This is a genomic window from Thiohalobacter sp., assembly GCF_027000115.1.
Taxonomy (GTDB): Bacteria; Pseudomonadota; Gammaproteobacteria; order Thiohalobacterales; family Thiohalobacteraceae; genus JALTON01.
In genome coordinates, this window is record NZ_JALTON010000052.1 from 1 (window position 1) to 11,717 (window position 11,717).

At 62.8% G+C, this 11,717-nt stretch carries 13 protein-coding genes and 1 pseudogene; 3 read left to right on the plus strand and 11 right to left on the minus strand.

Translation table 11 applies throughout. The annotated features are described in order from the left end of the window. On the minus strand, positions 1 to 95 hold a 95-nt coding region (locus tag MVF76_RS09710), incomplete at its 3' end, for a transposase (RefSeq protein ID WP_297528655.1). 298 nt (positions 96 to 393) lie between these two features. On the opposite strand from MVF76_RS09710, the gene MVF76_RS09715 reads away from it, so the two are divergent. The 3 genes from MVF76_RS09715 to MVF76_RS09725 all read left to right on the plus strand — a co-directional run bounded on the left by MVF76_RS09715 (position 394) and on the right by MVF76_RS09725 (position 1,407). Then, entirely contained in the window at positions 394 to 843 is a 450-nt protein-coding gene (locus MVF76_RS09715) for a hypothetical protein (RefSeq protein ID WP_297528613.1), read from the plus strand. Positions 844 to 1,005: 162 nt separating this feature from the next. Continuing rightward, the gene (locus MVF76_RS09720) at positions 1,006 to 1,116 is read left to right on the plus strand and encodes a hypothetical protein (RefSeq protein ID WP_297528614.1); all 111 of its coding nucleotides are present in this window, start codon (positions 1,006 to 1,008) and stop codon (positions 1,114 to 1,116) included. A 24-nt stretch (positions 1,117 to 1,140) separates the two neighbouring features. Continuing rightward, positions 1,141 to 1,407, plus strand: coding sequence for a DUF2442 domain-containing protein (locus tag MVF76_RS09725; protein ID WP_297528615.1), 267 nt, complete (start codon positions 1,141 to 1,143; stop codon positions 1,405 to 1,407). A gap of 94 nt (positions 1,408 to 1,501) precedes the next feature. Here the strand turns inward: MVF76_RS09725 and MVF76_RS09730 are convergent. The 10 genes and pseudogenes from MVF76_RS09730 to cyoE form a co-directional block, all read right to left on the minus strand. Then, positions 1,502 to 1,771 (minus strand): annotated as a pseudogene (locus tag MVF76_RS09730) (integrase core domain-containing protein); the annotation flags it as partial. Between the two features lie 368 nt (positions 1,772 to 2,139). Beyond that, complete coding sequence (gene ccoS, locus MVF76_RS09735) at positions 2,140 to 2,349, minus strand: cbb3-type cytochrome oxidase assembly protein CcoS (RefSeq protein WP_297528616.1); 210 nt, start codon at positions 2,347 to 2,349, stop codon at positions 2,140 to 2,142. Position 2,350: 1 nt separating this feature from the next. After that, positions 2,351 to 4,831 carry a heavy metal translocating P-type ATPase gene (locus tag MVF76_RS09740; RefSeq protein ID WP_297528617.1) on the minus strand — a complete coding sequence of 827 codons (2,481 nt, stop codon included), beginning with the start codon at positions 4,829 to 4,831 and terminating at the stop codon, positions 2,351 to 2,353. Then, the gene (locus tag MVF76_RS09745) at positions 4,831 to 5,676 is read right to left on the minus strand and encodes a FixH family protein (protein WP_297528618.1); all 846 of its coding nucleotides are present in this window, start codon (positions 5,674 to 5,676) and stop codon (positions 4,831 to 4,833) included. Before MVF76_RS09745 ends, MVF76_RS09740 begins: the two co-directional genes overlap by 1 nt. A gap of 9 nt (positions 5,677 to 5,685) precedes the next feature. Further along, complete coding sequence (ccoG, locus tag MVF76_RS09750; RefSeq protein ID WP_297528619.1) at positions 5,686 to 7,098, minus strand: cytochrome c oxidase accessory protein CcoG; 1,413 nt, start codon at positions 7,096 to 7,098, stop codon at positions 5,686 to 5,688. A 96-nt stretch (positions 7,099 to 7,194) separates the two neighbouring features. Continuing rightward, positions 7,195 to 8,121 carry a cytochrome-c oxidase, cbb3-type subunit III gene (ccoP, locus tag MVF76_RS09755; protein ID WP_411293555.1) on the minus strand — a complete coding sequence of 309 codons (927 nt, stop codon included), beginning with the start codon at positions 8,119 to 8,121 and terminating at the stop codon, positions 7,195 to 7,197. Next, positions 8,114 to 8,317 carry a cbb3-type cytochrome oxidase subunit 3 gene (locus tag MVF76_RS09760; RefSeq protein ID WP_297528621.1) on the minus strand — a complete coding sequence of 68 codons (204 nt, stop codon included), beginning with the start codon at positions 8,315 to 8,317 and terminating at the stop codon, positions 8,114 to 8,116. The genes ccoP and MVF76_RS09760 overlap by 8 nt, the downstream gene beginning before the upstream one ends. Before the next feature lie 54 nt (positions 8,318 to 8,371). Further along, positions 8,372 to 9,109, minus strand: a complete 738-nt coding sequence (ccoO, locus tag MVF76_RS09765) for a cytochrome-c oxidase, cbb3-type subunit II (protein WP_297528657.1) — start codon at positions 9,107 to 9,109, stop codon at positions 8,372 to 8,374. A 22-nt stretch (positions 9,110 to 9,131) separates the two neighbouring features. Next, positions 9,132 to 10,586 carry a cytochrome-c oxidase, cbb3-type subunit I gene (gene ccoN, locus MVF76_RS09770; RefSeq protein ID WP_297528622.1) on the minus strand — a complete coding sequence of 485 codons (1,455 nt, stop codon included), beginning with the start codon at positions 10,584 to 10,586 and terminating at the stop codon, positions 9,132 to 9,134. A gap of 215 nt (positions 10,587 to 10,801) precedes the next feature. Next, positions 10,802 to 11,716 carry a heme o synthase gene (gene cyoE, locus MVF76_RS09775; RefSeq protein WP_411293556.1) on the minus strand — a complete coding sequence of 305 codons (915 nt, stop codon included), beginning with the start codon at positions 11,714 to 11,716 and terminating at the stop codon, positions 10,802 to 10,804. Position 11,717 lies beyond the last annotated feature (1 nt).

The following is an 11,717-nucleotide window of genomic DNA, read 5'->3' on the forward strand; positions in this document are numbered from 1 at the left end:
AGACGACTCGCCACTTCCGAGACCTTGTGCCCCCGATCCGTGACCTGGCGCACCGCCTCGATCTTGAATTCGTCGGTATATCGCTTCCCACTCATGTCGACCTCCGTTACAGTTACATTGTAACGCTGAGGCGTCTACTAAACCCGGGGCGATTCAATATGTGGAATCAAATATTTGACAACTTGCTAGAACCCATCGTGCTCTTTAGCTTATTCGTGGTTTTGGTTTATGGTTGCGCTTTGCTGGTTTACTCAGTGATCGCAGGCAAACTTATGAAGTCGTTGGTGGGGTAATCACATAACAATCACACCCAGTTCGCCACTATGCGGCTGGGACGCGGCAAACGGCGCCGCGCCCCTGGTGTTAGCCGTTAGCCATTTATAGTGAACACTAATGCCAGAATACAAGCTTACACAAGGAATAATCGATCTATCAGAATCTAAGAAGTGGGATTCTGCAAAATTGGAGTGGCGTTTATCGGAAGTGTACGAAGCTGAAGAGCCTGAAACATGCCTTTGTGGGCACTACCCAATTATTGAAATTTGTGTGCTTTCTAATAAACGAAATGGAAATACTACACATGTTGGTAATTGCTGCGTTAAAAAGTTTATCGGGCTGCCGTCAGACAAAATATTTCAAGCTATAAAGCGGGTTCGCAAAGACAATGAAAAGTCTCTAAATGCAGAGGCTATTCAGTATGCCCATGATAGGGGCTGGATTAATGATTGGGAGAGAGATTTTTATCTTGATATTATGAGGAAACGTAAGCTAAGTGCAAAGCAGCTTAGAAAGAAAATACAAATAAATGAGAAGCTTTCTCGGAACATGAAGAATCGAGTCTAAATATGGCTAACAAGTGGGTCAACAAGGACTGGCAACTACGCTGCGCTTCGTTGCCAGCCTGTTACCCTTGTCGTTATGCATCAAGGAAGATGAGCTATGAGTCAAACGATATTTAGAGAGCGAGGATAGAGGTTTTTCTTCTTCTCGCGTGAAGAGTCAAGGATGCATGTTCACATCTATTGTGGAGACGGCGAGGCAAAGTATTGGTTGGAGCCACGCATCAAACTGGCAAAGAACTATATAATCTGTCCAAGGGGCAGCTTGCCCAGATAGAACGCCTCATTGAGGCACACTACGATGAACTCACAGACGCTTGGAAAGAACACTTCGGGGATTGAAGTATCGCACATTTCTCCTCATGGCATTTGGTTGCTGGCGGGGGATAAGGAATATTTCATGCCTTATGAGGACTTCCCGTGGTTCAAAAATGCGGCTATAGAGGCAGTACTAAAAGTCGAGAAGCCGAGTCCTGGCCATTTTTACTGGCCGGAACTGGATGTCGACCTGACGCCAGAAATCATTGAGCACCCTGAGCGTTTCCCGCTCAAAGCAAAAAATGCATAACAAATGCATTGAGTCTGCACCCTGAGGTGGACCCCAATCGTTGGACAGTGTGGAGCCGAAAATAAGTAAAGATTTGGCGCCTGAAAAGGCATGATCAGACCTGCTCGGGCAGGGATGATGCATGCACATCGGCCGGGGTCCGGCCGTCCAGAGAGCTATGCGGACGTTCATGGTTGTAGAACCGGAAATAGGCCGCAAGCCCTGCTTCGAGTTCCGGCACAGTGCCATAGTCCCGCAGATAGATATCCTCGTACTTGACACTGCGCCAGAGCCGCTCGACAAACACATTATCCAGCGCCCGGCCACGACCGTCCATGCTGATCAGGATCTGGCTGTCCAGCAGCCGACGGGAGAAGTCCGCACTGTGGCGCTTGCGTTTCTGTGACATGATTGGCGTCTCCTCCAGGCAGACATTGTCCGCGCCAATCTTTACTGAGCAACCTGTCCAGTTTTCGGGGTCCACCTCACAGTGCCCAGGCATTCGGAGGCTTTACACGATCAGCCATCGTTCTGGCTCCGGTTTGATACCGATTCCAATCAAAAAGGCCTCCCACGGGAGGCCTTTTTTCGTCATCGGGGGGTTTCCCGTTCAGCCGCCGAACACCACCGACAGAAAGCTGAACCAGGCGAAGGCCACCAGGGCGATGACAATGACCATGGGGAAGTTCTGGAAGGTAAACATCGGGCGCACCACTCTTTGAAAAGCCGGATAAATATTAGAGGAATCTTATATTAACGATCTCCGTCCTTCAAGTTGTCGTCGGGCGGCTCGGGGGCTTGAGGCCGGCGCGGGATCATGGGGTCGTCGTCGTCCATCAGGATGCGGTGGGCCGGACCCTCGAGGTCGTCGAACTGGCCGGAGCGGGAGGCCCAGAAGAAGGCGCCGAGGGCGATGGCCACGAACAGCAGGGCGATGGGGATCAGCAGGTAGAGGATGTCCATTTCAGTCCTCGGCTTGCAGCGGTTCGGGGGCGCGGCGCAGGCGCAGCGAGTTCAGCGCCACCGCCAGCGAGCTGGCGGACATGCCGATGGCGGCCATCCAGGGGGCCACCCAGCCGGCGACCGCCAGCGGCACGGCCAGGCCATTGTACCCCAGTGCCCAGGCGAGGTTCTGGCGGATGATGGCCAGGGTGCGGCGGGCCTGGCGCACGGCGGCGGCCAGATGGGGCAACCGCTCTGAGAGCAGCACCATGTCGGCGGCGGCGGCGGCGAGCTGGGTGCCGCTGCCCATGGCGATGGAGACCTGCGCGGCGGCCAGGGTGGGGGCGTCGTTGACACCGTCGCCGACCATGGCCACCACCGCGCCCTGCGCCTGCAGGGCCTTGAGATGGGCGAGCTTCTGGTCGGGCTTGAGGCCGCCCCGCGCATCCTCGATGCCGAGCGCCTCGGCCACGGCGCGCACGGCGGCGGGGTGGTCGCCGCTGAGCAGGCTGACCTCGATGCCCATGTCCCGCAGGGCCTGCACGGTGGCGCGGGCGCCGGACCGGAGCCGGTCCTGGAACAGGAATACGGCCAGCAGTTCGCGTTCGTCCGCCAGCCACACCCGGCTGCCGATGCCTTCCGTGTCCTGCGTCGGCAGCGGCCGCTCGCGCCCGCCCAGCCCCAGCGCAAAGTCGCGGGTGCCGATGCGGTAGCGTCGCCCCTGCACCTCGCCCTCGATGCCCTCGCCGGGCACGGCGACCAGATCGGCGGCGCTCAGCGCGGCGTCCGGTGCCGCGGCCTGCAGGGCGCGGGCCAGCGGATGCTCGGAGGCGGTCTCCAGCGCGGCGGCGATCGCCAGCGCGCGGTCGCGGGTCTGGGTGCCGAGGCGGACGACACCCGCCAGCCGCAGTCGGCCCTCGGTCAGCGTGCCGGTCTTGTCGAACACCATGTGACTGACCCGCGCCAGCGTCTCCAGCGCATGGCTGCGGGTGGTGAGCACGCCCAGCCGGGTGAGCGCGCCGGTGGCCGCGGTGAGCGCGACCGGGGTCGCCAGCGACAGGGCACAGGGACAGGTGACCACCAGCACCGACAGGGTGATGGCGAAGGCGCGGTCGGGATCGACCTGCCACCAGTACCAGGCCACGCCGGCGGCCAGCAGCAGCAGGGCGACGACGAACCAGCCGGCGACGCGGTCGGCGAGCCGGGCGACGGCGGGCTTCTCGGCCTGGGCCCGGTCCAGCAGGCGCACGATGGCCGACAGCACAGTGTCCTCGCCGACCTGTTCGACCTCCATCACCAGCGGGCTCTCGGCATTGACGCTGCCGCCCACCAGCCGGTCGCCGGGGCCGCGCGCCACCGGTACCGACTCGCCGCTGAGCAGGGACTCGTCCACCGAACTGCGGCCCTCGACAATGCGGCCGTCCGCGGGCACCGTCTCCCCGGGGCGGATGCGCACCCGGTCGCCGGGGACCAGTTCGGCGACGGCGACGACCGTCTCGGCATCGCCCTGGAGCCGGCGCGCGGTGGCCGGCAACAGACGCACCAGCGCCTCGGCCGCCTCGCCGGCGCGGTGGCGGGCACTCATCTCGAGGTAGCGCCCGGTGAGCAGGAAGAAGGTGAACATGGTCACCGAATCGAAATAGATCTCGCCCACGCCCCGCAGGGTGTGCCAGGCACTGGCCGCGAAGGCCAGCCCGATGGCCAGCGCCACCGGCACGTCCATGCCCGGACGGCCCCGCTTCAGATCGCGCCAGGCCCCGCGAAAGAAGGGTACGGCGGCATAGAAAACCACGGGCAGGGTGATGAGCAGGCTGACCCAGCGCAGGAAGTTGCGCAGCTCGGCGTCCATGCCCTGGGCATCGCCGGCGTAGAGACCGACGGCGATCATCATCACCTGCATCATGCCCAGCCCGGCAACGGCAATGCGGCGCAGGGCGAGGCTGCGCTCGCGCTTGAACACCTGCTCCTGGCGGCCGGGATCGAAGGGGTGGGCAATGTAGCCGATGCTGGCAATGGCACGCAGGATGTCGCTGAGATGGATGCGGCTGTCGTCCCAGCGCACGCGGGCCCGGTGGGTGGCGTAGTTGACCTGAAAGGACTCGACTCCCGGCAGACGGCTGACGTGGCGTTCGTTGAGCCAGACACAGGCGGCGCAGGTGATGCCCTCGAGGATCAGCGAGGCCTCGCGCATGTTGGCGTCGTCGCTGCGCACGAAGGTCTGCTGCAGGGCCGGGCGATCGTAGAGTTCCATTTCCCGCAGCGCGTCCGGAACCAGGTCGCGGGCGCTGCGCGCGGGCGCGGTGCGGTGTCGATAGAAGTCGGTGAGGCCGGCGGCGACGATGCTCTCGGCCACGGCCTGGCAACCGGGGCAACACATGGGGCGACTCGCGCCGTCGATCTCCACGCGATAGTCGCTGCCGGGCGGCACCGGCAGGCCGCAGTGGAAACACGGCCCGGTATCTGTCTCGGCGTCGGTGGACGATTGCGCGGGTACGCTGGACATCAGTCGGCTGTGGCGGTTGGCTGGCCCGGATATTTTTGCACGCGGGTGCGCGCCCGCAACTGATGCAGGTCATCCCCGCGGCGAATCTCCAGATCCAGCAGCCACGCCCCCGGCGCCGGCAGCACAAGCCTCGCCCGATACACCCCGGGCATGACCTCCTCCATGGTGAAATCCTGGTCCAGCCGGGTGTCGGAGGGGCGCATGAAGCGGCCACGCACTTCCGCACCCGAGACCGGCAGCCCCTCGCGGTCGGTGACCGCCACCTGGAAGGTGCTCTCCTGCCCCGCCAGGGCGGGCTGCAGCCAGCCCTTGCGCACCTGCCAGCCGCGCTCGGCCTGAATGCGCTGTTGCGCCAGGTAGCGGTTGTATTCGAGCTGCTGCCTCTGATAGTCCGGCGAGTCCACGCCGGGAAAGGCTGAAGTCACGGTTTCCACCGACGCATCCGGTGGCGGCAGGAGACGGCGCGCGACCGGTTCCGGCAGACCGCGCGTGGACACCACCACCAATATGCCGTCGAACAGCACCAGCAACACAAAGAAGGCGACGATGGCCGCCGGCGCCCAGTGGAACCAGCCCTCGTCGCCCCCATGCCGGGCGAGCCGTGCGTCGCGGTTGGCAACGATCAGGCCCAGCGCGTAGGCCGTCACGCCGTAGATGGCCACATGCATGGCCACCACGTCACCGCCCGGCCAATGCAGGATGGCCCAGGGCATGTAGAGCGCGATCGCAGCCAGGCCCACCAGGGTCGCCGCCGGCTTGGCCGCCATGCCGCCCAGCCAGCGCAGCAGAACGAACAGGACGACCTGCAACAGGGCGCCGAGCGGGATGGTGAGCAGCACCTTCATGCCGGCACCTCAGGGCAGATAGAACTTGGCGGGATGCCGCACCGGCGGCAGACTGCCATCCCGCGCACGGGCAACAAAGCTGAACTCGCGCGTGTGCCCAGGTCCGGCCTGCGGACGGTAACGCACGCGCGCCAGGATGCGTGCGCGCTGGTCCGGCGCCAGCCGGACATGCGCCAGGCGACCGAGGTCCAGCTCGGCACCCGGCAGGCCCTCGATGGCGATCTCCAGTTCCACCGGCTGATCGGTCTTGTTGTTGAACTTGAGCTCGTAGGCATTCTGCACCCGCCCGTCGGAGAGGGTGACGGCCAGCGGCTGACGCACCTGGGCGACCGTCAGCTCCAGCGGCGCCTGCCCGAGCACGCTCATGACCAGCCAGACAATGGCAGCGGCCAGGGTCAGGCCATAGACAATGTTCTTGAGGGTAAACACCCGCCGCGGACCACCCTCCTGCTCACGCTCCGAGGAATAGCGGATCAGGCCCCGTTCCCAGCCCAGCGAATCCATGATGGTGTCGCAGGCATCGATGCACAGGGCACAGGAAATGCACTGGTACTGGATACCGTTGCGGATATCGATACCGGTGGGACAGACCTGCACGCAGTAGCCACAATCGATGCAGTCACCGACGCCTTTCTCCTGGCGCGCCTCTCGCGTCTTGAAGCCGCGGGTGAGCTTGTGGCGGCCATTGGCAGCCTCGCCCCGGCGCTCGTCATAGGCCACGATCAGGGTATCGCGGTCGAACATGGCGCTCTGGAAGCGCGCATACGGACACATGTAGGTGCACACCTGCTCCCGCGCCAGTCCGGCCATGACGTAAGTGGTCAGGGTCAGGAACAGGGTGGTGGCATAGGCCGGAAAGGGCGCCGAACCGGTGAAGAAATCATGGAACAACTGCGGCGCATAACCCCAGTAGAGGGTGAAGGTGAGTCCGGTCCAGAAGGCCACCAGCAGCCACAGCAGGTGGGTGATTCCCTTCTTGCGAATCTTCTCCGGCGTCCAGGGCTGCTTGTCGAGGCGTATACGAGCCGGTCGTTCGCCCTGTACCCAGCGCTCGATGAGCAGATAGACATCCGTCCACAGGGTCTGGAAGCAGAAATAGCCGCAGAAGACGCGGCCGGCGATGCCGGTCACGAAGAACAGCAGGAAGGCGGCGATCACCAGCAGGCCGGCGAGCCAGAAGATGTCCTGGGCATGAACCACCAGGTCGAAGATGTAGAAACGCCGTCCCTCGATATCGAAGGACACCGCCTGCTCGGGCCCGACCGCTCGCTCCCAGGGAATCCAGGGCAACAGGAAATAGACGCCGTAGGCCAGCGTCAGGATGGCGTACTTGAGGGTGCGAAAGCGTCCCTTGACCGAGCGCGGATAGATCTTGATCCGGCTCTGATAGAGCTGCGGGGCGCCGTTTTCTGCCTGATTCATGCCCGATTCCGGGGCGGCAGCCAAACGGACTCCGGGGCGGATGTCCGCCCCGGCCCGATATCATCGATCACCGCGCGAATACGCGGCGCCCGCTGTCTACTGGCCGCCGCCGAGTTCGTGAACGTAGACAGTGAGCAGCTTGATCTGGGCGTCGGACAGGCGATCCTTCCACGCCGGCATCTTGCGTTCGATGCCATTGCGAACGACCTGCTTCACCGCGCTCAGCTTGCCGTCGAGATCACGCGCAGCGGGCACGTTGGCCACTTCCCAGATACTGTCGGTAAGATTGGCCGCGCCCTGCGACTGCAGGCCCGTCCCTTCCTTGGTGTGACAGTAGTAGCAGCCGCCCGTCTCGCCGGTGAAGATTCGCTTGCCGCGCGCGGCCCGATCCGCGTCGACCTCGTGACCCGACAGACCAAGCACGAAATGCGCCACATCCTCGAGCTGTTCGTCATCGAGGGTGCGGGCGAAGGCCGGCATGAAACCGAGCCGGCCTTCCGCAATCGTTTCCTGGATGCGATCGACCGCCCCCCCCCAGAGCCAGACATCGTCAGCCAGGTTGGGGAACAGGCCAATCACCCCGGTGCCGCCCGCGCCATGGCAGGGGGCACAGTTGTCGCCGAACAGGCCTTTGGCCTGGGAACGGGTGAAGGCCATCATGTCGGGGTCACCGAGAATCTCGTCATAGCTCGCCACCGCGACCTTGTCGAGATAGGCCTTCATCTTCAGGGCATCCTCGCCCTCGGTCATTTCCTTGATGAGCTTGGCGCGCGTGTTCCAGTGAGTTTCTACCTGGCGCCCGTCTTCGGTGGTATAGGTAATGGAACGCAGAAAGCCCTTGGTATAGTCGCGACCGATGGGCCAGGCCGGATACATCAGCCAGTAGATCAGGGCGAACACCACCGTGGCATAGAAACCCCACAGCCACCAGGTCGGCAACGGATTGTTGAATTCCTGCAGGTCACCATCCCAGGAATGACCGGTTGTCTGTACGGCACCCTGCTGCTTGTTGGACTCACTCATCACGATTTACCTTCGCATCATCACGCTCGCCGTCATCATCGGCGAAGGGAATGTATTTGTAGGATTCCAGCCGTTCCTTGCGCTTCTTGCCGGTATACACATAGATCAGGATGCCGCAGAAGGTGAAGAAGAACAGCAGCAGCGCAACGATCTTGCTGTTCTCGAACCGACCTATCCACGCGAGCAGGTCGCTCATCGCGGGCACCCCTCCTCCGGCAACGGCCGGCGGATGCCGGCCTGCGCACCGCAATCAGCGGAATTCGGCGAAATAGCCTTCGTCATACTTCGAGAAATCGACCAGGGTGCCCAGCATCTGCAAATAGGCCACCAGGGCGTCCATCTCGGTCAGCCGGGTCGGATCGCCGTCGTAATTCCCGGCCTGGGCCTGCGCCAGCAGATTCTGCTCGGCCTTGAGGATATTCAACTGGTCGGCGACTTCCTTGCCGAACTTCTCGACATTGGCCTCGTATTCTTCCCGAGTCTCGGAGTAGGGCACGCCGGTCATCTTCAGGGCGCGCAGGCGGTCGGCGATGTCCGCATACTCCAGCTCGTTCTCCAGCAGCCAGGGATAGTTCGGCATGATGGATTCGGGCACCACGTCACGCGGATTCACCAGATGAGCCACATGCCACTCGTTCGAGTACTTGCCGCCGACGCGGGCCAGATCGGGGCCGGTGCGCTTGGAACCCCACTGGAAGGGATGGTCGTACTGGGACTCGGCGGCCAGGGAGTAGTGACCGTAACGCAGCATCTCGTCACGGAAAGGACGGATCATCTGTGAGTGGCACAGATAGCAGCCTTCGCGCTGATAGATGTCGCGCCCGCGCAGCTCCAGCGGCGTATAGGGCCGCACGCCGTCCACATCCTCGATGGTGCTGTCGATGTAGAACAGCGGCACGATCTCGACCAGGCCGCCGATGGAGATGACCAGCAGGGTCAGCCCAATCAGCCAGCCCGCATTGGTTTCGATGGTTTCGTGCTTGAACAGGCTCACGTTCTGTCTCCCCGTATCAGGCGCGCGCCATCTTGGCGGCGATCTTGGCTTCGATGGCGGCCTGCTCGGCCTTGGCCTGGCGGATGGTCATGAAGAGGTTCCAGGCCATGACCAGGATACCGCTGACGAAGAAGGCGCCACCGATCGCGCGGACCACGTAGGGCTTGTGCAGGAACTGCACGGTTTCGATGAAGGTGTAGGCCAGCGAGCCATACTCGTCGAAGGCTCGCAGCAGCAGGCCCTGGCCGATGCCGGCCACCCACATGGCGCTGATGTAGAGCACGATGCCGATGGTGGCCAGATAGAAATGAACATAGACCAGCTTCTGGCTCCACAGGCGGGTGTCATAGAGGCGTGGCACCATGTGGTAGAAGGAACCCATGGAAATCAGCGCCACCCAGCCCAGGGCGCCCGAGTGCACATGGCCGATGGTCCAGTCGGTGTAGTGCGACAGGGCATTGACCGTCTTCAGGGACATCAGCGGTCCTTCGAAGGTGGACATGCCGTAGAAGGACAGGGCGGTGATCAGGAACAGCATGATCGGGTCGGTGCGCAGCTTGTTCCAGGCACCGGACAGCGTCATGATGCCGTTGATCATGCCCCCCCAGGAAGGCAGCAGCAGCATGACCGAAAAAGTCGCGGCCAGGGTAGAGGTCCAGTCCGGCAACGCCGTCCAGTGGAGGTGATGCGCGCCCACCCACATGTAAAGAAAGGACAGCGCCCAGAAATGGATGATGGAGAGACGGTAGGAGTACACCGGGCGGCCCGCCTGCTTGGGCACGAAGTAGTACATCATCCCCAGGAAGGCCGCGGTCAGGAAGAAGCCCACGGCGTTGTGGCCGTACCACCATTGTGTCATGGCGTCCTGGACACCGGAGAACATGGCGTAGGACTTCATGCCGAACAGGCTGACCGGCACCGCGATGTTGTTGAAGATATGTAGAATGGCCGTCGCCAGGATGAAGGCCACATAGAACCAGTTGGCGACATAGATGTGGGGCTGGGAGCGGCGACGCAGGGTTTGCACATAGACGATGAAATAGGCCACCCAGGTCACGGCAATCAGGATGTCGATGGGCCACTCGAACTCGGCATATTCGCGCGCCTGGGTGATGCCCATCATGTAGCTGATGGCACCCGCGGCCACGGCAATCTGCCAGCCCCAGAAGGTAAAGTTCGCCAGGGAATCGGAGTACAGGCGCGTCTGGCAGGTACGCTGGACGACGTAATAGGACGTCGCGAACAGGGCGCTGCCGCCGAAACCGAAGATGACCAGCGTGGTGTGCACCGGACGCAGCCGGCCGAAGGTGATGGCCGGGATATCGAAATTCAGGAAGGGATAGGCCAGTTCCAGCGCGATGTACAGCCCGGCGCCCATGCCGAGCACGCCCCATACCATCGCCATGATGGCGAACTTGCGGATTACCGCGTAGTTGTACTGATCGGTTCCGATCGCTGCAGCCTGTGCCATTTCGCCTCTTCCCTCACTTGAACCATCGGGCCGCGCACGAGGGCGCGGCCCGGAAAGGAAAATATCACGACATTCTAATATAAGGGCCTTCTACACGCAATAACCGCGTGGGTATTCCCGGAAATGCCGGCGCTGCCCCGGTGTCGGCAGACGACCCGGGAAGTGTAGTCGAGGAGGGACGGGCAAGGCCGGCGAACTATTCCGCCGGCCCGGAATCAGCCCAGCAGGCGGGGCAGATGGTGGTCGGCCAACAGGAAGGCAAATATCCCCATAAGATAAATTATGGAGTAGCCGAACATGGGCATGGCCGCGGCATCATCGCGCATCAGGCGCAGGGCATGGCGCAGGAAACCGGCGCCGAGCAGCAGGGCTCCGGCCAGATAGAGCCAGCCGCTCATGTGGGTGACGAAGGGCAGCGCACTCACCGCCACCAGCAGCACGGTGTACAGCAGCACCTGCAATCGGGTGAAGTCCACGCCATGGGTCACCGGCAGCATGGGCACGTCCACCGCGGCGTATTCGTTGCGGCGGTGGATCGCGAGCGCCCAGAAGTGCGGCGGCGTCCAGACGAAGATGATCAGGAACAGCAGCAGGGCATGCGGATCGAGGCTGCCGGTCACCGCCGTCCAGCCCAGCACCGGCGGCGCGGCACCGGCGGCACCGCCAATGACGATGTTCTGGGGCGTGGCACGCTTGAGGTAAAGGGTGTAGATGACCGCGTAACCGACCAGGGCGAACAGGGTGAGCCAGGCGGTGAGCGGGTTGACGAACAGGTACAACATGCCCATGCCCAGGCTGCCGATGACCATGGCGAAGGCCAGGCACTGACGCGGATTGACGTGCCCGGTGGGCAGCGGCCGGTTGCGGGTGCGCGCCATCTCGGCGTCGATGCGGCGATCGACCAGGTGGTTGATGGCCGCGGCCGAGGCGGCCATCAGCCCGATGCCCAGGGTGCCGAACACCAGCACGTCCGGCGGCACGATACCCGGCGTGGCCAGGAACATGCCGACCACGGCCGTGAACACAATCAGCGCGACGACCTTGATCTTGCACAACGCGGCCATGTCCCGCAACGACATCTGCGGCCAGAGACCGGCCGTGAGCCTTCCGTTGATGATGTTCTGCGCCATG

Excerpts from the sequence above, each read along its gene's own strand:
- ccoG (WP_297528619.1), bottom strand. The coding sequence starts at position 7,098 with ATGAATCAGGCAGAAAACGGCGCCCCGCAGCTCTATCAGAGCCGGATC.
- ccoP (WP_411293555.1), bottom strand. The coding sequence starts at position 8,121 with ATGAGTGAGTCCAACAAGCAGCAGGGTGCCGTACAGACAACCGGTCAT.
- MVF76_RS09745 (WP_297528618.1), bottom strand. The coding sequence starts at position 5,676 with ATGAAGGTGCTGCTCACCATCCCGCTCGGCGCCCTGTTGCAGGTCGTC.
- ccoN (WP_297528622.1), bottom strand. The coding sequence starts at position 10,586 with ATGGCACAGGCTGCAGCGATCGGAACCGATCAGTACAACTACGCGGTA.
- MVF76_RS09715 (WP_297528613.1), top strand. The coding sequence starts at position 394 with ATGCCAGAATACAAGCTTACACAAGGAATAATCGATCTATCAGAATCT.
- MVF76_RS09740 (WP_297528617.1), bottom strand. The coding sequence starts at position 4,831 with ATGTCCAGCGTACCCGCGCAATCGTCCACCGACGCCGAGACAGATACC.
- ccoS (WP_297528616.1), bottom strand. The coding sequence starts at position 2,349 with ATGGACATCCTCTACCTGCTGATCCCCATCGCCCTGCTGTTCGTGGCC.
- MVF76_RS09725 (WP_297528615.1), top strand. The coding sequence starts at position 1,141 with ATGAACTCACAGACGCTTGGAAAGAACACTTCGGGGATTGAAGTATCG.
- MVF76_RS09760 (WP_297528621.1), bottom strand. The coding sequence starts at position 8,317 with ATGAGCGACCTGCTCGCGTGGATAGGTCGGTTCGAGAACAGCAAGATC.
- cyoE (WP_411293556.1), bottom strand. The coding sequence starts at position 11,716 with ATGGCGCAGAACATCATCAACGGAAGGCTCACGGCCGGTCTCTGGCCG.
- MVF76_RS09720 (WP_297528614.1), top strand. The coding sequence starts at position 1,006 with ATGCATGTTCACATCTATTGTGGAGACGGCGAGGCAAAGTATTGGTTG.